This window comes from Bacillus songklensis (assembly GCF_042649685.1).
GTDB classification, from domain to species: domain Bacteria; phylum Bacillota; class Bacilli; order Bacillales; family Bacillaceae_H; genus Bacillus_BA; species Bacillus_BA songklensis.
On record NZ_JBHRZT010000052.1, the window covers coordinates 1 to 21,657 of the forward strand.

A 21,657-nucleotide genomic window follows, 5' to 3' on the forward strand; every position below is an offset into this window, starting at 1 on the left:
CGGTTCAGTCATTCGTTCATGGCTCATGGACTTAACAGAACGTGCATTTTCTAAAGATGCAAACTTAGAACAAATCAAAGGAACCATGCATTCTTCAGGAAAAGGAAAGTGGACAGTGGAAACGGCCTTGGATCTGCAGGCAGCCACTCCCGTGATCGCCATGTCTCTTTTGATGCGCTACCGTTCTTTAGATCATGACACCTTTACAGGGAAAGTGGTCGCTGCCCTTCGAAACGAGTTTGGTGGACATGCAGTTGAAAAAAGCAATTAGGTTAATATAGGATGGATTTTAGTAAACAAGCTGATTAAATATTAAAACAATCCGCAAGGTGAAAAAGGGAGTGAAATCATGAACGTAATGGATGCAAAAATCATTAGTACCCAATATGGTTTGGAGACCTATTTAGACGTTGTAAAAAGTGTGGATGTAAGAGATCTTCATTATCCTACAGAGACAGAACCCTTTTATGAAATCACAGTAGGGATAGAGTATTTTCTATTAAAGGAAGAAAGATATTATGACAGTAGAAAGAATTATTTTCGCATCCGTATGGATTCCGATTTTGGTTCCGTAACACTCGTAGAAACAAAAACGGAAAGTTTAATTGCTGTCAAAAATGAAGGCGAGAGAGACACAACAAAGGAACTAGTTGGAGAATGGCTTATAAAGACCCAGGCTTTCAAACAAGTTATAAATGAACTGATTCTTCAAAAGAAAATGGAAGACGTTCAAACAGAGGAGGATATTCAAGCAGTATTAGGAACCATAAGGTTCTTGGAGAAATTACTCGAAATCAAAACAGAAGACATTTTAAGTGCCAATGTTGAGAGAGACCTTGAGTATGTTCATTAGTAACTTTTAAGATGATGGGAAACACTTATGACGTATTCTATTTTAGAAAAATGAATAAGGGAACCTTAAAGTTGTTGAGGTTTCCCTAAACAACTGGAGAAAAGGAGAATTGGCACACATGAACCGATTTACGATTCCGAGAGATATTTATTTTGGGGAAGGATCCCTAGAAGTTTTGAAAACCCTTGAAGGGAAAAAAGCGACCATCGTTATTGGCGGTCAATCAATTAAAAAATCGGGTTATCTCGATAAAATCCAATCTTATTTACGTGAGGCTGGTATTGAAACCCAGCTAATCGAAGGCGTTGAAAACGATCCATTTAAGGAAGTTAATGGGTATGGGCAAAAAAATTGCTGCACTTATAACGAACCTATTCGAAGACGTTGAGTACACTGAACCAGCACAAGTCTTTTTTGATGCTTTGCTTATCCCTGGTGGATTCTCTCCCGATTTATTGCGTGAAGACGATCGTTTTGGTGAATTTGCAAAAGCATTCATTCAAGAAGGAAAATCTGTTTTTGCCATATGCCATGGACCACAAGTGTTAATCGATACAGATCTTTTAAAAGGTGTCGACATCACGGGGATAGTTATACAAGAAACGATACTTCTTATGGAATACTTAAAACTTAAGCCAAAGTGTTCCCACCTCTGATGCACTTAAGGGTTAGTTAGAGCCAAAATCATTTACCTCCTTGACATGGCCTCTGTGTGTATATCGAAATGGATGACTCCGATAGCATAGAATGATTTGGAAATTAGTCATCAAAGTCATCCTGTTGAATCTGGGTATAAGGGCCCTCATACTTTATAAATTCACGTGACCTATGGACAGCCATAATGCCATGATAACTAATATCTAATCCCACTTCTTCCTCTTCTTCAGTTGCACGGATCGGTATCCATAATCGGATTATTTTAAGTCCGAACCATGTTAACAAAAATCCCCATGCACATAGTACAGCTAAACCCAAGAGTTGTACACCTAATAAGTGCCAACCACCATCCGTAAAAAGTCCGCCATCTGTTGAGAAGAGCCCTACAGCTATTGTCCCCCACATTCCGGAAACAGCATGGACAGGAAATGCTCCTACAGGATCATCAATGCGTTTAGCCTCCAACCAGTTAGTTGCAGCCATCATGAGTAAGCCGGAAACAGCTCCAATCAGAATAGCTGATTGATCACTAACAAAAGCACAACCCGCCGTAATACCGACTAGGCCAGCTAAAGAACCGTTAATGACAGATGGTGCATCTGACCGATTATAACGAAATAATGTATAAATCATGGTGACTGCTCCGCCTGCTGCAGCTGATAACATGGTGACAATTGCAATATGGCCGATCCGTTCATCAGTAGCACTTAATGTACTTCCAGCATTAAAGCCAAACCATCCGAACCATAATAGGAAAGCTCCCACTGAAGCTAAAGGGAGGTTGCTTGGCAATGCAATTGAACTAGTACCACCGGAAGTGAATTTGCCTTTTCTCGGACCGATAAGTATCGCTGCCGCCAATGCAGAAAAACCGCCTAATGCATGAATAACAGCTGAACCGGCGAAGTCTAACATCCCTAACTTGCTTATCCAACCGCCACCCCATACCCAATGTCCGGCAATTGGATAAATAAACGCAGTCATTAAAACTACATAAAGAAGATAGGCACGAAAATTTATTCTCTCTGCTACTGCACCTGAGACAATTGAGACCACAGCAATAACAAACGCGGCTTGAAATAACCATAATGTATCCAAGGAAATCGAAAACTTTAAGTGCGATAGGTTACCATTTAACATGAATCCATTTGTTCCAATAAGTCCCAAAAAATCAGCACCATACATCAAACCAAAACCAATAAAATAAAAACAAAGTGTGCCAATTGTAATATCTGCGAAAACCTTCATGATAATATTGACATTATTTTTATGCCGAACAAAACCAGCTTCTAATAGGGCAAATCCCCCTTCCATTAGAAGAATCATAGCCGCTGTTAGAACAACCCAGGTTGTATCTAAACCGGCACTTAATGCAGCCGTCGTCATTTCTACCGTACCTCCGTTTCCCTAAATAGTTTCATTTCTTCAATGATGGCAGTGGGTAACGCAATCTCCTTTATAGTTAAATCATTTTGTAACAGATTAATGACTTTATCCAATTCAACCATTCTCTGTTTTATTTGTTCGATCTTCTTAAACCGGTCTTTTACATAAACCATGTACTCGACTGCTTGATGATGGCTGGGAGGACGTCCGGCAAAGATTTTTCGGATAGGGGATAAAGATTGATACCAAGCTTCTTCAGCTCGTTTTTTCTGTTCGTATTTACTGATTTTGTCCTTGATTTCCTCTATTTCTTGTTCCTTTTTATTCTTTATACATTGCATGATCTTAGTTAATTCCTTAGATGAAAGCTGAAAAACAACATTATGGTATAATTCATCGATAACATCCATGTTATATCTCCTTACATAAAGTGTCACTTTTCCTGATTATATGCTGAATTTCCATTCAAGTCAATTTATAAATGAAGTAGTTTAATAGTTAAACAAGTTTGTTTATAAGTGACTTAGAAAATAGGAAAGAACCTAAAGCGAACAGAAAACCGACTACCAGGTAAAAGGAACCGCCTATTTTATCAGGCAGTTAACTGATCGAGAAACCCAAAGGGTCTTCCAACAACTTAAAGACTACCTACATTAGCAGGTAGCCTAAGCCATATTGGAATATTTCATTTTACTTGTTATATTTAAACATTCATTAGCGAGATGTACCTGCTGCACCAACTTGTCCTGATAATTGAGATTGAGCTGTCGCAACAAGACGCTTTGTGATCTCGCCACCTACTGAACCGTTTGCACGAGCTGTTTGGTCTGCTCCAAGCTGCACACCAAATTCAGTCGCGATTTCATATTTTAATTGCTCGATTGCCAGCTCTGCACCTTGTACTAATAAGCGGTTACGGCCGCCACTGCGGTTTGACATCTGTCTTCACCTCCTTGTACATCCTTAAGGTTCCTTTTATCTAAAAGGCCGATACCTTGAAAATTTTGGCTGAATAGTAAAGAGGAAACCCTTCATAATAAGACTGTTGAAAGGAACAGAGTGAGCAAGCAATTGCGGGACTTTCTCCCTTCATCTCCTTGTATTGTCAAATTTAAGTTTGCCATGTGTTTAGAAATGAAGAGGGTGTCCCAAGTACTGAACATACTTTTGGGACACCCTCCTGCGATGGACCGTCGTTAAAAATCCAGGAAAACCAAGCATGGCGGTGACGGCTCATCACAGAAAAGATGGATGATTACCGTCATCTGGAGGCTTTTGAGTCAGCCCCTTTTTTCATTCAAGAACAGTATTCTTTTTCTATCATAGGATAACCTTTCTTATCTCCAGATATCGTTCGAGTTTTCTTTTTACTCGCTGAAGGGCATTATCAATCGACTTTACATGCTTGTTTAGTTCTTCAGAAATTTCCAGATATGATTGACCGTCCATATATAAGGTCAATACTTTTCTTTCTAAATCACTAAGCACTTCTGCCATTTTTAGTTCAAGATCATCGGCTTTTTCCTGGTTAATGATTAATGCTTCCGGATTCGTTATTTTTGCTCCGGATATCACATCCATAAGTGTATAGCTTGATTCTTCATCATAAATAGGCTTGTCCAGGGAAATATATGAATTTAGAGGGATATGCTTTTGACGGGTAGCTGTTTTAATTGCCGTTATAATCTGTCTGGTGATACAAAGTTCAGCAAAAGCCTTAAAAGAGGTCAGCTTGTCCTCTCTGAAATCACGAATGGCTTTATACAGACCGATCATTCCCTCTTGAACAATATCTTCTTTATCTGCACCAATTAAAAAGTATGTTTTTGCCTTGGCGCGGACAAAATTCCGGTATTTGTTGATTAAAAAATCCAATGACTCGCCATCCCCATTGTGAGCCAGCTCTACCAAAACTTCATCTTCTAATTTAGCATAATTTTCAATCAGTTTTACTCCGAAGTTTACACTCACTCATATCCCTCCGCCGAATTCAGTTGAGTTTTGATGTTTAATAAACTGATACATTGCCTTTTTATTCAAATAACTAACACACATACAGAAATAATGTGTTCATTATTTGGTTTAAAGTATGCGTAATTTCATGGTCAATATATTGTTTACTCGTTCATTCACCGACCATTTTTTTGATTTGTTCTACTTTCATTCGGTCTCCCATTCTTTCATTAAAGGGATCCAGACTTAAAAAACAGTCCAAAATATAATCATTTATACTCTTAATATTAACTCAGATAAGCTTCCGAAGATATGAGAAAACATCGACAAATTTTTACATTCTACGTCATAAAGATAAAAAGCGTATTCCTTGGTGTTTGTGTCGCATTAACGTCCTAATATGAAGTAAGATGTCGATATGAACCTTATTCCTTCTTGAACCGAACTCCTCTTTCGTTCAAGAAAAAAGGCAACATCACTTGTTGAAGTAATGCCGCCCTTTAGTGAAAAAAACAATTCATTTGTTAGACATTTTTCTGTCCACAATCCTTCTAACAAAGACCCATCCGAAGGCAGAGCCAGAAGACTAATGCTTGAACAATCCCGTTAAAATCCAAATCAGAAGGTTTAAATATTGTCCCAAAAATACAAAGAATATACTTTCGGGACACCCTCCTGCGATGGGCCGTCATTAAAAATCCGGGAAAATCAAGCATCATGACGACGTTCCATCACAAAAAAATGGATGATTGCCGTCATCCGGAGACTTTTGAGTCAGCCATATTGAATGAATTTATCTGATTCGTTTACCCTTGAATTTGTTCAGAAGTATTTTTATAAGCAGTCTGGGCTTGTGTTAATTGTGCCTGCGCTTGATTAAGTTGTGCTTGACGGTTCTTAATAGAATCCTGGTTTCCTGCAGCTTGAGCCTGGGCAAGATCGTCCTGCGCCTGTGTTACAATATCTTGAAATGTTTGAGTAATCGATTGTTGAGACTTTAATACTGTATTACTCTGATTATTTGCTTGTTGTGATTGTTGATTAGACATATGAGACTCCCCTTAAATTTAATTTCGTACTGGTGCCAGCACTCCTTTAATATTTACAATAGACTGCTTTTTTATATCTCATATCAACAATTTGCTATGAAGCAATCCATGACACGGGATTGATCTGTTAGGGATAGATCGAGTTGTTTGGATGAGTACAACCATTTGATTATGCGGGCTTCTTTTGTTTCTTTCTCGTCATCTTTGCAGCCAAAATATTTTCTATTCTAAAAACCCTTTGCTGATTCCTTAACAAACAAAGAGCCTTGATCGTATCATCCTTGATTTCTTGAATGATGATTGTTCTTTGCGTAATTTGGCCATTTGAAGCCAAGTAGATGATTTCCGCAGGAACAGTTGATTCTATACAGCGTTTTAGTACTGGAAGCATCAGCTCATCTCCTTATAAGGCTATTTTACCGAACGTTTGTTCCTTTTTCAAGAACAAATGCAAACACACGTTCTTTTTATCTATCGCTGAGTTAATGAAAAAGAACTTAAAAGAAGATGAATAATAAAAAAGCTTAAAAAGGCAGCCTCATTCGACTGCCTTTTTGACTATTTCAATAGAAAAATGGATTTAGTGAAGCGATATGCCGCTTCTTCTAATAGATAAGCACCTTGTTTCATTGATTGCTCGAGCGTCATCGGGCGATTCGCAATCGGATACACAGCCGATAATCCTTCTTTTTCAAAAAGTGCGGACTCCCCTTCAACGCATCCCGAGAATGCGACACAAGGAACTTGGTGGGACTGAGCCACCTTGGCAATTCCAACCGGTACTTTTCCGAATAATGATTGAACATCAATCTTTCCTTCTCCTGTAATGACAAGCGATGACTCTTTAATCTTGTTTTCTAAATTCCCCAAATCGGCAATAAGCGAAAGACCTCTTTTCATTTCCACTTTTAGAAAGGACTGAAGTGAGAATCCAAAGCCTCCTGCCGCTCCGCTTCCTTCTCTACTCCTCATATCTTCTCCGATCGTTTTCACGACAACCGATGCATACTGTTCCATCATCTTCTCAAACTCTTCTATGTTCGTCACACCTTTTTGCGGACCGAACACAGCAACCGCACCATTTCTCCCGAGCAGCGGATTGGTGACATCCGAAGCTATTTGAATCTGTATAGATGCCAGCCTTTTATCCAAGTTGGACACGTCAATGCTTGAAATCTGTCCGAGTGCTTTTCCATTCCCTCTTATTTCATATCCTTTTTCGTCTAGAAATGTAACTCCGAGCGCCTGTAAAAAGCCGACTCCGGCATCAACTGTAGCACTCCCGCCTAACCCGATGATAACCTGTTCAGGCCCAAAATCAAGTGCTCTCTTTAACAATTGTCCGGTTCCGTATGTAGAGGCTTCATAAGGATTCAATTCGTCTTTTGCTAATAAAGGTAACCCTGAGGCTGCCGCTGTTTCAATGACAGCGATCTTTTTAGAAGGAACCCAGCCAAACGACGCTTGAATGTTCCGGCCAAGAGGATCTTCTACCACTTCCTCTATTTTTCGCCCTCCAAGAATGGCAATCAGCGCATCAACCGTTCCCTCCCCACCATCCGCTATCGGAATTTTTGTAAGCGTCAGTCCTTCATGCGCCCGCTTCATTCCCTTTTCGATTGCTTCTGCTGCCTCCATGCTTGATAATGAGCCTTTAAACGAATCCGGTGCAATGATCACATCCATGTTTGTATTACCTCCACATCTTTCACGCCTATTTCATTGCTTTTGCAACATAAACACCCACATAAATGTCAACGACTGTTTAAGCTCTTTCGGCAAACTGCCCAGCATTTTTTCGTTCACGCCGCGCTTGTAAACACCGTGTCCTCCAATGACCTTCCAGCCGTTTTCTGTTGCGAGCTGCTCGAACTCCCACGGCATCATCGTATTCATGATGACATCTTCTCCGTAAAGGCGGCGATAATTGTTTACACGCGGATGCGCAGTGGGCCCGAGTATCCCCGCACATGCATATCCTTCTTCTTTTACGATTCGTCTTAGCTCGTTTAAAGCCGCTATCGGTTTTTTCGTCCATTCTAGTGAATTGATTGCCATAATGGCACCGACAGACTTATCATCAAACGGAAGATTGGTTAAATCTCCTTGCAAAAACGACAATCGATCTGTTTTTGCTCGCTTGTTGGCTATCTCGATCATTTCATCGGATAAATCGACCCCCGTGACACGATATCCTTTCTCCGCAAGCAAATACGATCCGAAACCGTCACCGCACCCTGCATCCACAACCAAGCCGTCTTTTGGTATGTACTGTTCCATAAATGGAATGATGGTTTTTCTGCTCCCTGTCGTCCACATTTCTTCACTGCTTTTGTTCCAGAAATCCGCCCGGTTATCCCACTGCTTTTTTGCTTCTTCATGCCAATTGAAATCGGTCATTCCTTATCCTCCCCTTCATTTTCATATATTCGTGACGATGGTGCAAAACCCTTTTCATGCATAATTTCAGGCGTATTGCCCCAATCTATGTACGAGAAGGAGTGTGACTCATGGATACGAAAGAGACATTTGTCGCTGTTCGCAAAAATGAAGACGGGGATTTAGTGGAATTTAAAACATCGTTCGGACGCATTTTACATTATGAGGAAGCTCTCCAACAAGTGCAGGCCCGCATGATTGAAGGTGTGAACACATTCACCGGCAAAGACGGTGAAACGTACATTCGCAGCAATCCGGATGGTGACTGTTCTAACAATTTAGATTCTTTGCCGACATTTTAAAAGGAGTGTTAAATAATGACCAAAAAATATAATCGCGGAAGCCAAAACCAAAGCAACCCTAAATTGCAGCATGAGCTAGTGGAGATGGGTGCAGAAATTACTAGCGGAGATAACAGTAAAGGAAACAAGCGCAATAAAGATCAAAACGATAAAACAGATACAGATAAATAAAACAAAAAGGATGACCCGGCAAGAGAAATGTCATAAAGTCAAGGATTTTTCCGCCGGGTCCTTTCAGTAAAAATGTTTTTGGCTGTCTATTTTAATATGGGACAGTCCCTTTGTCATTAGCTGATGAACGGCCCGGTTTGCTGCATAATACCGCTGCCGAATATATAAAATCCACCCAAGACAACGAGCAGTAATAAGTAGGCACCTAAACCGATCCATTTTTCTTTTTTCGTTGTTAAATAATATGTTTTAAGCTTTTCAACCTTTTTCTCTCTTTCTTTTATCTCTTTTTGAATGCGGATCAATTCCTGGTGATCTTCGGACCATCGATGCTCGTTTTCCAATACATTGACCAATCGATCATATTGTTCTTTTCGGAACTGCAGAGTCGCTTTTTCTTTTTTCTTGTCATCCTGGATAAAAGGAATATAAAACGACTTCATCCCTTCCGCCTTCAGCTGCGTTTGCTTCCTTTTTAATCGATAAGCCTCTGCCATCCGTTCTTTATAGCCGCTCCACTCAGCTGAACGAATTGGCTCATACACGCCCTTATGCTCCTCCATTGGTTTGTAAACCGCTTTCACCTCTTCTAAAACGGTTAACTCCCCATTTGTAACAGCGAGTTCGTAATTTTCACGTACACGCTGCCACCAAGTAAAGAGTCCAATGATGAAGATTAAAATAAGAATTGCACTCGAGTCAATAATCATGAGCGGAATGAGGATGAGTAACCCGATAAACCATATTTTCGTTGATAAGACCGTCACAATCCGGCCTCCATCAAGCGGAGACACAGGAAGCAAGTTAAACAGATTTAAGAGTGATCCTAATCCAATCACCATTCCCCAAAAAGGGTCATGCGTCCATAAATATAATGGAACAGCCGGCAAAAATGACAGCAAACCAAACAGTGGTCCGCCGTAGGCGATATATGCTTCATCCATTGCATTTTTCGGCAGCTCTTTCATCCCAATTACCGCTCCCATAAAAGGAATGAACACGGCCGGAGAAGTAGCAATACCTTTCCGTCTGGCAGCAACCAGGTGTCCCATTTCGTGAACGAATAAAAGATAAATGAGGGCAATTCCAAATTTCCAGCCGTAGAGCAGCGCATATGCCCCAAAAGAAACAAGCATAGAAATCAAGGTTGATAACTTTGCAAACTTAAAGATCGCAAGAACCCACTTCAGTTTGCCTGCTAATAATAGAAGAACAGCCACTATTCCCGCGGCATTCTTTTTTAACACGGTCATCCGTTAAGCTCCCTTTCTTTTTCTTTCTTGACTACAATACGTATGAACAGATGAAAAGGTTTCAAACAAAAACACACCCTAAAATTTCTGAAAGTGTGTTTTTATCCTCTATAGGATTTTATGGGTTCACTTAAAATATTTTTTCTTATTTCCATTTTGCAAACAAATTACTCATTGATAGATGTTTCCTCAAACGAACATTCTTTCAGCGGAATGACTTTCGTTTTATGAACCACTTTGTATCCAAGCCATACTGCCAAAAAGATCGGCAGCCCAATGTATGAAACGGCTAAGCCGTACCAGTCAATTTTACCGTTTAACAAAGCTTGATAGTTTTGTCCGAGGATAACAATGATACACATCGTAAAAGCAAGAATGGGGCCAATCGGAAACCACTTTGCTTGATATTTTAGCTTGCTCAATTCACCGCCCTGGGCCATATATGCTTTCCTAAAGCGGTAGTGGCTGACCGCGATTCCAACCCACGCAATAAAACCTGTTAAGCCTGAAGCATTCAATAACCATGTATGTGCTTGGTCTCCGAAGATGGACGTTAAAAAGGCCAATCCTCCAATAATCGTCGTCGCTACAAGAGCATTCATCGGAATCCCTCGATCGTTTACTTTTTGCAGAAACTTCGGAGCCTGTCCGTCTTTTGCCATCGACCAGAGCATGCGAGTGGATGCATAAAGTCCAGACGTTCCTGCTGATAAAACGGATGTCAATATAACCGCATTCATGACAGAAGCAGCAAAGGCAATCCCTGCTTTTTCAAAGACAAGAGTAAAAGGGCTGATCGCAATGTTATCAACATCGCCGCCTAGCAAGTCAGGGCTTGTATAAGGAATAATAAGACCCATCACTGCAATGGCAGCAATATAGAATAAAAGAATACGCCAAAATACCTGCCGGATCGCCCTCGGTACATTTTTCTCCGGATTTTCACTTTCCCCTGCTGCAATGCCGACCAGTTCCGTTCCTTGTACACGAAAAACCGGCAATAAAGAAAATGCTTAAAACAGATAAAAAACCTCCGCTGATTGGCGCCTCTCCCGCTGTAAAGTTTGTAAACCCACTATATTCGCCTCCTAAAATGCCCAAAATCGTAAGGAGACCAACCCCAATAAAGACAATAATTGTCGCCACCTTTATTAAAGCAAACCAGTACTCCGACTCACCGTAGCTTTTTACGGACAGCGCATTCAACAAGAAAATCAGCCCTAAAAACAGGACACTCCATACAATGCCCGGTACATCCGGAAGCCAAAATTTCATAATAATGGCTGAAGCGACAATTTCGACAGCCAATGTGACAGCCCAGTTGAATCAATAGTTCCACCCTAGAGCAAACCCCAGGGCCGGATCAACAAAGCGGCTGGCATATGTAGAAAATGAACCTGAAACCGGCATAAAAGTCGCCATTTCTCCAAGGCTTGTCATCAGAAAATAGACCATGATTCCGACTACTTTTGATCTTCATTACTTGCATTCATGTCCCACCTTTCATCATTAAAAATGAAGCACCTTACTTCTGTTAGAATTGTAAGATGGCTGATTGACTTCATTCATGCAATCGCTTAGTTGGCAAGAAAACCCTTTCGAAAATTAGGATATTTTTCGGACAACTGCTCCAACCATTATAAAATTTATGTGGCTGACTCAAAAGCCTTGGGGAAATGACAATAATCTATTTTTCCTGCGATGAACCGTCACAGAAATCTATGATTTTCTCGGATTTTTAATGACGGTTCATCGCAGGAGGGTATTCCAAAAGTGCATTTTTTGTCTTTTTGGAATACTCTCCTAACTTGCTTCTTATTGCGAAAAATCGAAGTAGTTTCGTTTCAACAATCGAGGAGCGGCCATGAGTTCCGCGTATGTCATACTCTTTTCAAGCTTAGATGTATCGATCAGAAACAGCTGATCCTCAATCTCTTTTACCGTTTCATCTGATTGATACGTCATTCCACAATCTAAACAATGGATAGATGGCGTCTCCTGGATTTCAATCGCTTTTGTTCCATCCGGAAGTTCCCAATAAACCGTGTCACTCGTTTCACGAGCAGTGTCAGATTCACACCATTGACAATTCAAAGTCATTCCTCCTTCGCTCCCGCTGTCTCATACTTCGTCATTTGAGACTGGAATTTCTTCTCTTTTAACTCGTCGCGTTTGTCACGTTTATCTTTTAAAGAGCTATGTTCAGGATTTTCTTGATATGTTTTACGTCGGTTTAACCGTTTCAAGCCTTCTGGTGTAAGGTTAAATTTCGTATCATCAATGATGGATAGAACGCCGTTGCTTTCAAATTTTTCAAATACTTCTGGATAAACCTTTTTGTAGTAGTCCTCTGCGCTGCCTGGTTGATAATTTTGCGGCTCTGGATAAGACGTGATAACACCTTCAAAATTACGCAACACCACCTTGTTAGCACTTTGAGAGATAATATAGTTTGGCTGCAGAGGAATTTTACCGCCTCCTCCCGGCGCATCGACGATAAATGTCGGCACCGCATAACCAGATGTATGGCCGCGCAGCCCTTCCATGATTTCCAACCCTTTGGCAATCGGTGCACGGAAATGGCCGATTCCTTCTGATAAGTCACATTGGTAAATATAGTATGGACGAACACGAATTTTTACAAGATCATGCATAAGCTGCTTCATGATTGGCACACTGTCGTTAATACCCGCTAAAATAACAGCCTGGTTACCGACCGGCACGCCTGCGTTTACAAGCATTTCACACGCACGTTTTGATTCTTCCGTAATCTCGATTGATGTATTGAAATGCGTATTTAACCAAACTGGATGGTACTTTTTCAAAATGTTACATAGATTTTCCGTGATACGCTGCGGGAATACAACAGGCGCTCTCGTGCCAATACGTATAATTTCCACATGCGAGATTTCACGTAAGTTCTTTAAGATGTATTCTAAAATATTATCGTTGATTAGCAGGCCGTCACCACCCGAAATTAAGACGTCACGAATTTCCGGATGGGAAGCGATGTAGTTGATCGCCGTATCTAATTGCTTCTTCGGTACACCCATTCCGATTTGTCCGGAGAAACGTCTTCTCGTACAATAACGGCAGTACATGGAGCATTGGTTTGTGACTAAGAACAAGACGCGGTCTGGATAGCGATGCGTTAAACCAGGCACCGGAGAATCTTCATCTTCATGAAGCGGATCTTCTAAATCATATCTTGTTTTATGCAATTCCTGTGAAATCGGAACGGACTGCATGCGAATCGGACATCTCGGATCGTCTACATCCATTAACCATGCATAATACGGCGTGATATTCAAAGGAATGGTCTTTGTTGAAATCTTAACCCCTTCCTCTTCTTCTGGTGTTAGATTGACGACTTTCTTTAAATCTTCCAACGTTTTGATCGTATTTGTTAATTGCCAAATCCAATCGTTCCACTGCTCATCCGTCACATCTTTCCAAAGATCGATTTCTTTCCAATGTCTTTTCGGTTTGTATAAAGTGTTTAGCATCTTAATCCCTCCACGATATAATGGTTTTATCTCTCTGTTTTCTATCTGTCTCTTTTCCGTCTAAGAGATGATACACTCCATATAATAGCGATCTTCCCCGGCTCCAAATTCATTCAATCTCGTCTCTTTTACTTCAAATCCCACTTTTTCATATACCTTGACCGCTGCCGTATTTTTCATGCTTACGGTCAGGCATGCTTTCTTGAACCCATCCTTCTTTAAAATGGGGAAGATTTCATTGAAAAATAGCTTTCCAATTCCCTTGCCCTGCTGGTCTGAGCGGACATAATATCCGAAAATATAAGCTTTATGGATATCATGATAATCTCTCATCACTTCACAAACAGCGATCGGCCTTGGGTCATTCTCCTGCCGATATTGGATAATCTTCCCATAGCGCGCCAGCGGAACAAGCGTTTGTTCATCAATCGCTCCCACTCCCGGGAACGCGTCCTTCTCAAGTTCCATCATCATCTTTTGTTGTTCCGGATTGAGTGAAGCAGGCACTTCCACATAATAAGGTTTCTCTACTGTTTCCATATCTCTGTCCCCTTCTGTTCGACCTTATATTCAACGTTATCCAACGGCCAAATTGGCTTTGGAATGTGGCGGTAATTAAAAATAGATAAACGGTTGGAGGCGATACCAGGCGCGTCAATGTAGATGATGCGTCCTACAAGCGGATCAAAGGCAGCCCGGAAGTGATTTTTCGCCTTCAACCCTAAAATCCGTTTTGCAGAAGGTTCAAGACCGATATGCCGGAACATCTCCGGATCATTGGCTGACATTGGTCTTCCAATCAGGAGAACATCCATCTCGCCTATCCGAATGTGTGCCGCTCCTTTTAAATCGACTCTTAAGTTTTGATTAAACGGTCCTGAGTTGTAAAACACGCCGTCTGATAAAGCCATGATTGTCGCTTCCGTATGGACAGGTCCTCCGAACTCAGGCGATACCTTTCCGCCAAGAGACAAGGTTATCTTGTTCCCGACTCCCGCCTGCCGGCACGCTTCGATGGATTCCGGATCATACAACCCTCCAAATAATGTATTCGGAATGTTCGCCTTTACCATCTCCCGTAATAATTCCGTCGTATCTCCGCTCCCGCAGCTTAAAGGATTATCGGAAATGTCGGCGAGCACGATCGGCTTTGTGTCTTCAAGCGATAAGGCAAGATCCAATCCTTCTTTTACATCAGGTAAGTCCATGATAAATTCTTCTCTTACACTCCAAAACAGGGAAGCCATCTTACGGGCCGTCTCTTCTCCCTTTTCCTTATCTAACGCAACTACAAGCACGCTCGCTCCAACCATCGGGATGTCCGAGTAAGGAAAGCCTCCGAACACAGACACATTGTAAATCCCTTCTTCTTGTTCAGCTTGCTTTGCCCGCTCGATCATTTTGTGCATCGGCCCTTCCGCCGTTCGCATATTGATGGAAGGCGGCATCATTGGCAGCTTCTCAAAGGACGCATAAAAGGTTAATCCGTCTTTCAGCCGTTTCAGTAGTGCAACAGCTGCGTTTACTCCTTGTTCATACATATCGACATGCGGATATGTTTTGAATCCAAAGTGAAGAGGTGTGTAGCGGATCATTTTTCCGCTTAAATTCGCGTGCATATCCAATGTCGTCGCAATCGGAACATCCGAACCGATAAGGGTTCGAATATTCCCCAATAGATGCTCTTCCGGGTCAAAGAGGTGTTCTGCCACCATGGCCCCATGCAATGCAAGCAACAAACCATCCAGTTTCCCCGCTTGCCGGATGGACTCCAGCATTTGTTCTTCTATAATGGAATAAGCTTCCGTTGATACTACTCCCGACGGAATGGCAGCTGCACACAGCAACGGGACAACTTCCACATCTCCTTCTTTTTTTAGTACATCTAAGAAACCGCCAACTTCCGTTTTGGTCCCTGTATAAGCATCGTAAATTTCATCACCTTTGAAATAGCCTTCGTTCCAAAAATGCTCGATTTCCGTTTTCATCGGACTGAAGCTGTGTGATTCATGATAAAAGAACGCAATCCCGATACGGTATTTCCTCATCTTATCCCTCCTTTATGCCAGAAACCGGTTTTTAATAATTCATGTAGATGGATTTCCACTCCGTCATGACATCAAAGGCATGGTAGGAAACTTCACGGTGGCCGTTTCCGGACATTTTCATTCCGCCAAATGCCACTCCCATCTCGGCATTGGATGTTCCGTTATTGATATACACAAGACCGCTGACCGCTTCTTTTGCAGCCCGGTTTGCATAGTGTAGACTTTCTGTATAAATGGAAGTGGACAATCCGTAAATCGTTCCATTGTTGACTTCCATCGCTTCTTCATATGAATCAACTTCCATAATGGCTAGAACTGGTCCAAATATTTCTTCTTGCGCGATCGTATCATTCGGCTTCACGTTCTCGATAATGGTCGGTTCGTAATAATTTCCTCCCAATTCCTCTACAAGTTTACCGCCCGATACAATCTTTCCGCCTTCCTTCATTGCTGTTTCTACATATTTTTCCACTGCATGAAGCTGGTCTTCGTTCACAAGAGGTCCCACCTGGCTCCCTTCTTCCAATCCGTTTCCGATTTTCAATGATTGAGTGAGCTCAACCACTTTTTGAACGAGACGGTCTTTAACGGAGCGTTCGACGATCACACGACTTGCCGCTGTACAGCGCTGCCCTGTGGTCGTGAATGCGGATTTGACGATTCCATCTGCCGCTTTGTCTAAATCGGCATCTTTTAGCACGATGACCGCGTTTTTTCCGCCCAGTTCCAGCGAAATGCGTTTCAGCGTTTTGTTGCTCATTTCCGCAAGTTTTTGTCCTACCTCTGTCGAACCCGTAAACGAAATCACCTTGACATCAGGATGTTCAGCAAGCGTCTGGCCGACCGTCTTTCCTGAACCGGTGATTAAGTTCACCACTCCTGGAGGCAGCCCGATTTCATCTAATACTTCCACAAATATTTTCGCTGATAATGCCACTTCTGAAGCCGGTTTCCATACGACGGTATTTCCGGCGATTAACGCTGAAAAGATTTTGTAAGAAGCCAGGGCAACCGGGAAATTCCAAGGCGTGATGCATGCGACGACTCCAAGCGGCTCGCGCACCATCGTGATATTGCGGTTCAAGAAGCCAGCAGGAACCGTTTCCCCGAAGAGGCGCCGTCCCTCTCCTGCCATATACTGGGCTGTCGCGCTGACTACACCGACTTCTCCCAGTGACTCCGCCAGGACTTTGCCCATCTCCTTTGTCATTACCCGAGCCAGTTCTTCTTTTCGCTTTTCAACCACTTCAGCAGCCTTCAATAAATAGGCAGCGCGTTCTGGAATCGGCGTATTTCTCCACGCGGTGTAGGATTTGTTCGCTTTAGATACTGCCTCATTTACTTGTTCAGCCGTCGCGATGGCACATGTTCCGACAAGTTCCCCTGTAGCGGGATTTAAGCTTTCAAAGTATGACTGATCAGGTTCACTTACCCATTTTCCATTAATATAAAGATCTGCTTGAAGCACATCTGTTTTCACTTGATTAGACATTAATGCGACCTTCCTTTCCGTTATATTTGGGAGAAACGGCAATTAGTTTCCTGAGATTGTTTCGACCATCACATCTTCTAAAATGGCTAACCCTTCATTTAACACATCTTCTTGAATATTGAGCGGAAGCATTAATCGAATCGTTTGGCCGCTTACACCGCAGTTCATAATTAAGAGGCCATTTCCCAGCGCTTTTTCTTTGATTTTCGGTACAAGAGATGCAGCAGATTGGTGGTCGAATTCAATCCCGATCATCATGCCTACTCCTCGAACCTCAACAATGCCCGGTAAGTGCGCTACCGATTTTTGAAGACGTTCTACAATCTCCGCTCCAAGTTTTGCACTGCGCTCTACCAACTTTTCCTCTTCAATGACTTCAATGTTCGCTAATGCTGCAGCACAAGAAACCGGGTTTCCTCCAAACGTTGAGCCGTGCCCCCCTGTCGGCCATTTTTCATGCAAGCTGAGATTTGCCACAATCGCACCAAGCGGCATGCCCCCGGAAAGAGCTTTTGCCAGCACCAAAATATCAGGAGTCACGTTCGCATGCTCTGCCGCAAACATTTTACCTGTACGGCCAAAACCAGTTTGCACTTCATCAAAAATGAGTAAAATGCCATGCTCTTCCGTAATTTTTCTTAATGCCTGCAGGAAGCTCGGCGGTGCCGGATAATAGCCGCCTTCACCCATTACCGGCTCAATGATAATGGCTGCAACACGGGATGGGTCCACTCGCAAATCAAACAATTTTTGGAGCTGATTCAAGCAATACTCTTCGACTTCATCTTCTTTAATATGTTTCAATTGGCTCGGGTACGGATATGGCACATGATGTACCTCACCTAAAATCGGCTCATAGTAACGGCGGTATTTCGAGCTTGATGCTGTGATGGCTGTCGCCCCTAGCGTACGGCCATGGAACGAACCTTCAAATGCAATGATGGCAGGTCTGCCTGTTGCCGCCCTTGCCAATTTAAGTGCTCCATCAATGGCTTCAGCTCCAGAGTTAGAAAAAAATACCACATCCAGATTACCAGGTGTAATGCGAGCAAGCTTTTCGGCCAAATTCGCTGCGGATTCATAATATCCGTAATTTAATCCAAGATGGATCAATGACTCTGCCTGCTTTTTAATCGCTTCTACCATTTTCTCGTGCGTATGGCCGACCGCATTCACGGCAACGCCCGAAACAAAATCGATGTACTCCTTGCCGTCCGCCGTCCAGAACTTTGCGCCGTGGGCCTTTTCAATCACAAGTTCTGTCACCCTTGTCATGACCGGTGATAAATGTTTTCTTGCCTTCTCTTGAATTTCTTCTGTTTTATTTTGTAATTTCATGTGTCTCATCCTTTCTTAATTGACCTTTAAACATCGTCAATGCTTTATCTAGTATTCTCACAATCTCATCGACTTCCGCTTTAGTAACATTTAACGGCGGACTGATGATCAAGTGCTCCCCTTTATTTCCGTCAATGGAACCGCTGCCCGGATAAAAGACCGCGCCGAGCTCCATTGCAATTTGGTTCAATGTTTCGGCTGCTTTCTCGGAAGGATGGAACAACATATCCTTTTCATGATCCTTTACAAGTTCAATTCCAATTAACAACCCTCTGCCTCGTATATCCGATATAAAAGAATGTTTCGTTTTTAGTTCTAAAAGACGTTCGACGAGATAAGATCCTTGTTCTCTGACATTTTTCAGCACCGAATCACGTTCATATACTTCCAAAGCGGCAAGACCGGCTGCCACTGCAACAGGGTGACCGCTGTATGTGTATCCGTGAATGAATTTACCGTCACTGTTTTGAAGCAGCCCTTCAATTAAATGATCATGGACGATCATTCCGGCAAGCGGGGCATAGCCTGCAGAGACCCCTTTTCCGAACGTGATAATATCAGGATCAATTCCAATTTGTTCTGTGGCGAAGTGTGTACCGGTACGACCGAATCCCGTCATTACTTCATCCATGATCAAGACAATGTCGTAGCGATCGCACAATTCCCGCATCTTCTCAAAATATCCCGGAGGCGGCGGAACAGCTCCCTGCTGGCTTCCAACGATCGGCTCGGCTATAAATGCCGATACATTCTCTGGTCCAAGCTCTAAAATGACTCTTTCGATATCCGTGACACACGTCCAGTTTTGTTTAGCAAGGCAATCTTCCTTTTGACGGTGATATGGACATCTGTGACAATAAGGTGAATAGACATGGGCATAGTTTAAGAGATTTGGCGTATACAAATGCCTTCTTTTGACATCTCCTCCCGCCGATAAAGAACCGATTGTGTTGCCGTGATAGGATTGCCAGCGGCCGATCACCATATGCTTTTGCGGTCTTCCCGCATCCCTATGGTATTGTCTTGCAAGTTTCAGCGCACTCTCATTCGCTTCTGAACCCCCTGTTGTAAAATACACTTTGTTTAATGGATCAGGAGCCATTTTTCCGATTTTCTCTGCCAGCTCGTGCAAGGCTTTCGTCTCGAAGCGCATTGTATGAACGAAAGCAGCTTTTTTCGCTTGTTCTGCCATGGCATCAGCAATCTCGGCAAGACCGTGGCCTAAGTTAGCAGCAACCGCTCCGGAACAAGCATCCATATATTTTTTTCCATCCTCATCGATGAGGTAGACCCCTTCCCCATGTGTGATGATCGGATACTCTTTCTTTAAATCGCGATGAAATACATAATCTTTTTTTATTCCGTCCATCGTTCCACCACCATCGCCATTCCTAATCCTCCCGCTACGCAAATTGCAGCAAGGCCATAATTTCGTTTTTGTTTTTCAAGTTCATGTACCAACGTGACCAATATTCTAGCCCCCGAGCAACCAAGCGGATGACCTAAAGCGATTGCTCCTCCATTTATATTCACATTGTCGCCTTTAACATCCCATTCTCTTAAACAAGCAAGGCTTTGCGCCGCGAATGCTTCATTTAACTCAATCAAATCAATGTCCTCTAAACGAAGGCCAGCTTTTTTCAACGCGATTTCAGACGCCGGTACCGGTCCGATTCCCATTTCCCGTGGTGATACACCGGTTGCAGCAAATGAACGAATTTTTGCCATCGGCACCAATCCAAGCTGTTTCGCTTTTTCCTCTGACATTAACAGCAGCATGGCCGCTCCATCGTTTCGGCCGGAAGAGTTTCCTGCCGTTACTGTTCCATCTTTTTGAAAAACAGGACGAAGAGCAGCGAGTTTTTCAAGCTCTGTCAATCTAGGATGTTCATCTACTGCAAAATGCCTAATTCCCTTTTTTCCTTCCTTCACGGGAACAGGAATGATTTCATCCTCAAATAGCCCAAGTTCAATCGCCCGTTTCGCTTTCGTCTGACTTTGGAAAGCAAATTCATCTTGTTCGATGCGCGTAATATTATATTTTTTAGCAAGCCACTCGGCAGTTTGCCCCATCGTAAAATGACCATACATCTCTTCCGGCTGTGATTTCGGCTGACTTTCCGTATTGGAATCATACAGTGTCATATCTCCCATTTTTAAACCGAATCGAGTACCGACTGTATAATGCGGTGCCTGCGACATACTCTCCACTCCGCCGGCCAGTATGGCATCCGCCTGGCCTGTTAAAATGGCCATCGTGCCGTTAATGACGGCCTGCATCCCTGAGCCGCACTGCCGATGAACCGTATATGCCGGAATCGACTCCGGAAAATGGGCCTTTAAAGAAGCTACTCTTGCAATATTCGGCGCATGGGCGCTTTGTTTTGTCTGACCCACGATGACTTCATCAACAATTCGGGCACCATAGCCCGATGAGGAAAGGTTATTTTTCATCACAAGTGTGATGAGGTCTTCCGGAAGCGTTTCTGCCAGTGATCCGCCAAACTTCCCAATCGGAGTCCGATACGCATTAACAACTACGACCATTAGGCAGTCACCTCATTGTCTTGTTTTAATGATTCATCGACATGAAATGGAGCATCCGTTTTCTTTTGAACTTCCTCTAAGGAAACTCCGGGTGCCAATTCGATAAGATGAAGTCCATCTTTTCTCACTTCAAATACCGCCAAATCTGTAATGATTAAATCCACGTTCCGCTCTGAAGTAATTGGGTATGATAAATCCTTGACGATTTTGGAAGCCCCCTGATTGGTTGTGTGCATCGTTGTAACGATGACTTTTTTGGATCCTTCCAATAAATCCATTGCTCCGCCTACCCCAAGAACGCTTTTCCCCGGGACTGCCCAGTTGGCGATCCGGCCTTTCGCATCAATTTGTAAAACACCTAGTATCGAGACACTTACATGCCCTCCGCGAATCATCGCAAAAGAGGAGGCACTATCAAAAAAGGAAGCGCCTTCTAAAACGGTAACAGGTAATTTTCCGGCATTCACAAGATCTTGATCGATGTTCTCGTCATCAGGTGTTGGCCCTACACCAAGAATGCCGTTCTCAGAGTGTAAAAACACTTGGACATCGGCTGGAATATAATCGGCTACCAATGTAGGGATGCCAATTCCTAAATTCACGATATCTCCGTTTTTTAACTCCTTCGCCGCTCTTGCCGCAATATATTCTTTTGTATTCATG

22 protein-coding genes and 3 pseudogenes are annotated in these 21,657 nt (G+C 42.7%); 6 read left to right on the top strand and 19 right to left on the bottom strand.

The features are described 5' to 3' along the window. The 4 genes and pseudogenes from ACFOU2_RS11260 to ACFOU2_RS11275 all read left to right on the top strand — a co-directional run. A pseudogene (locus ACFOU2_RS11260) lies at positions 1-271 on the top strand (phosphogluconate dehydrogenase (NAD(+)-dependent, decarboxylating)); the annotation flags it as partial. A gap of 78 nt (positions 272-349) precedes the next feature. Continuing rightward, on the top strand, positions 350-853 hold the full coding sequence (locus ACFOU2_RS11265) for a hypothetical protein (RefSeq protein WP_377915135.1): 504 nt from the start codon (positions 350-352) through the stop codon (positions 851-853). A 118-nt stretch (positions 854-971) separates the two neighbouring features. Next, the gene (locus ACFOU2_RS11270; RefSeq protein WP_377915137.1) at positions 972-1,241 is read left to right on the top strand and encodes an iron-containing alcohol dehydrogenase; all 270 of its coding nucleotides are present in this window, start codon (positions 972-974) and stop codon (positions 1,239-1,241) included. Next, positions 1,192-1,440, top strand: a pseudogene (locus ACFOU2_RS11275) (DJ-1/PfpI family protein); the annotation flags it as partial. The gene ACFOU2_RS11270 and the pseudogene ACFOU2_RS11275, both read left to right, overlap by 50 nt. A gap of 172 nt (positions 1,441-1,612) precedes the next feature. Here ACFOU2_RS11275 and ACFOU2_RS11280 read toward each other — a convergent pair. From ACFOU2_RS11280 to ACFOU2_RS11315, 8 genes are all read right to left on the bottom strand, one after another. After that, on the bottom strand, positions 1,613-2,896 hold the full coding sequence (locus ACFOU2_RS11280; protein ID WP_377915139.1) for an ammonium transporter: 1,284 nt from the start codon (positions 2,894-2,896) through the stop codon (positions 1,613-1,615). A 2-nt stretch (positions 2,897-2,898) separates the two neighbouring features. Beyond that, entirely contained in the window at positions 2,899-3,306 is a 408-nt protein-coding gene (locus tag ACFOU2_RS11285; protein ID WP_377915141.1) for a hypothetical protein, read from the bottom strand. 304 nt (positions 3,307-3,610) lie between these two features. Further along, positions 3,611-3,835, bottom strand: coding sequence for a small, acid-soluble spore protein, alpha/beta type (locus tag ACFOU2_RS11290; RefSeq protein ID WP_377915143.1), 225 nt, complete (start codon positions 3,833-3,835; stop codon positions 3,611-3,613). A 381-nt stretch (positions 3,836-4,216) separates the two neighbouring features. After that, complete coding sequence (gene sigH, locus ACFOU2_RS11295; protein WP_377915145.1) at positions 4,217-4,867, bottom strand: RNA polymerase sporulation sigma factor SigH; 651 nt, start codon at positions 4,865-4,867, stop codon at positions 4,217-4,219. A 788-nt stretch (positions 4,868-5,655) separates the two neighbouring features. Continuing rightward, a complete protein-coding gene (locus ACFOU2_RS11300) occupies positions 5,656-5,898 on the bottom strand; it encodes a hypothetical protein (RefSeq protein ID WP_377915147.1) in 243 nt (80 codons plus the stop codon). Between the two features lie 169 nt (positions 5,899-6,067). Next, on the bottom strand, positions 6,068-6,289 hold the full coding sequence (locus ACFOU2_RS11305; RefSeq protein WP_377915149.1) for a hypothetical protein: 222 nt from the start codon (positions 6,287-6,289) through the stop codon (positions 6,068-6,070). 167 nt (positions 6,290-6,456) lie between these two features. Beyond that, positions 6,457-7,584 carry a glycerate kinase family protein gene (locus tag ACFOU2_RS11310; protein WP_377915151.1) on the bottom strand — a complete coding sequence of 376 codons (1,128 nt, stop codon included), beginning with the start codon at positions 7,582-7,584 and terminating at the stop codon, positions 6,457-6,459. A gap of 33 nt (positions 7,585-7,617) precedes the next feature. Continuing rightward, positions 7,618-8,298 carry a class I SAM-dependent methyltransferase gene (locus ACFOU2_RS11315; protein ID WP_377915153.1) on the bottom strand — a complete coding sequence of 227 codons (681 nt, stop codon included), beginning with the start codon at positions 8,296-8,298 and terminating at the stop codon, positions 7,618-7,620. A gap of 110 nt (positions 8,299-8,408) precedes the next feature. On the opposite strand from ACFOU2_RS11315, the gene ACFOU2_RS11320 reads away from it, so the two are divergent. Together ACFOU2_RS11320 and ACFOU2_RS11325 are read left to right on the top strand one after the other, a co-directional pair. Continuing rightward, positions 8,409-8,639, top strand: coding sequence for a DUF3892 domain-containing protein (locus ACFOU2_RS11320; protein WP_377915155.1), 231 nt, complete (start codon positions 8,409-8,411; stop codon positions 8,637-8,639). 15 nt (positions 8,640-8,654) lie between these two features. Then, positions 8,655-8,810, top strand: coding sequence for a hypothetical protein (locus tag ACFOU2_RS11325; RefSeq protein WP_377915157.1), 156 nt, complete (start codon positions 8,655-8,657; stop codon positions 8,808-8,810). A gap of 116 nt (positions 8,811-8,926) precedes the next feature. Here ACFOU2_RS11325 and ACFOU2_RS11330 read toward each other — a convergent pair whose 3' ends face one another. From ACFOU2_RS11330 to ACFOU2_RS11380, 11 genes and pseudogenes are all read right to left on the bottom strand, one after another. Continuing rightward, positions 8,927-10,063: a site-2 protease family protein gene (locus ACFOU2_RS11330; protein ID WP_377915159.1), complete on the bottom strand. Its 1,137-nt coding sequence runs from the start codon at positions 10,061-10,063 to the stop codon at positions 8,927-8,929. Between the two features lie 167 nt (positions 10,064-10,230). Continuing rightward, positions 10,231-11,527 (bottom strand): annotated as a pseudogene (locus tag ACFOU2_RS11335) (amino acid permease); the annotation flags it as partial. 351 nt (positions 11,528-11,878) lie between these two features. Further along, positions 11,879-12,157, bottom strand: coding sequence for a YokU family protein (locus ACFOU2_RS11340; protein ID WP_377915161.1), 279 nt, complete (start codon positions 12,155-12,157; stop codon positions 11,879-11,881). Positions 12,158-12,159: 2 nt separating this feature from the next. Then, positions 12,160-13,569, bottom strand: coding sequence for a lysine 2,3-aminomutase (kamA, locus tag ACFOU2_RS11345; protein WP_377915164.1), 1,410 nt, complete (start codon positions 13,567-13,569; stop codon positions 12,160-12,162). 60 nt (positions 13,570-13,629) lie between these two features. Next, on the bottom strand, positions 13,630-14,109 hold the full coding sequence (locus ACFOU2_RS11350) for a GNAT family N-acetyltransferase (protein WP_377915166.1): 480 nt from the start codon (positions 14,107-14,109) through the stop codon (positions 13,630-13,632). Further along, positions 14,097-15,617: a M81 family metallopeptidase gene (locus ACFOU2_RS11355; protein ID WP_377915168.1), complete on the bottom strand. Its 1,521-nt coding sequence runs from the start codon at positions 15,615-15,617 to the stop codon at positions 14,097-14,099. Before ACFOU2_RS11355 ends, ACFOU2_RS11350 begins: the two co-directional genes overlap by 13 nt. 31 nt (positions 15,618-15,648) lie before the next feature. Next, the gene (locus ACFOU2_RS11360) at positions 15,649-17,109 is read right to left on the bottom strand and encodes an aldehyde dehydrogenase family protein (RefSeq protein ID WP_377915170.1); all 1,461 of its coding nucleotides are present in this window, start codon (positions 17,107-17,109) and stop codon (positions 15,649-15,651) included. A 42-nt stretch (positions 17,110-17,151) separates the two neighbouring features. Then, complete coding sequence (locus ACFOU2_RS11365) at positions 17,152-18,447, bottom strand: aspartate aminotransferase family protein (RefSeq protein WP_377915172.1); 1,296 nt, start codon at positions 18,445-18,447, stop codon at positions 17,152-17,154. Further along, a complete protein-coding gene (locus ACFOU2_RS11370) occupies positions 18,431-19,816 on the bottom strand; it encodes an aspartate aminotransferase family protein (protein WP_377915174.1) in 1,386 nt (461 codons plus the stop codon). The genes ACFOU2_RS11365 and ACFOU2_RS11370 overlap by 17 nt, the downstream gene beginning before the upstream one ends. Continuing rightward, a complete protein-coding gene (locus ACFOU2_RS11375; protein WP_377915176.1) occupies positions 19,804-20,994 on the bottom strand; it encodes a thiolase family protein in 1,191 nt (396 codons plus the stop codon). Before ACFOU2_RS11375 ends, ACFOU2_RS11370 begins: the two co-directional genes overlap by 13 nt. Next, on the bottom strand, positions 20,994-21,656 hold the full coding sequence (locus tag ACFOU2_RS11380) for a 3-oxoacid CoA-transferase subunit B (RefSeq protein WP_377915177.1): 663 nt from the start codon (positions 21,654-21,656) through the stop codon (positions 20,994-20,996). The genes ACFOU2_RS11375 and ACFOU2_RS11380 overlap by 1 nt, the downstream gene beginning before the upstream one ends. Position 21,657 lies beyond the last annotated feature (1 nt).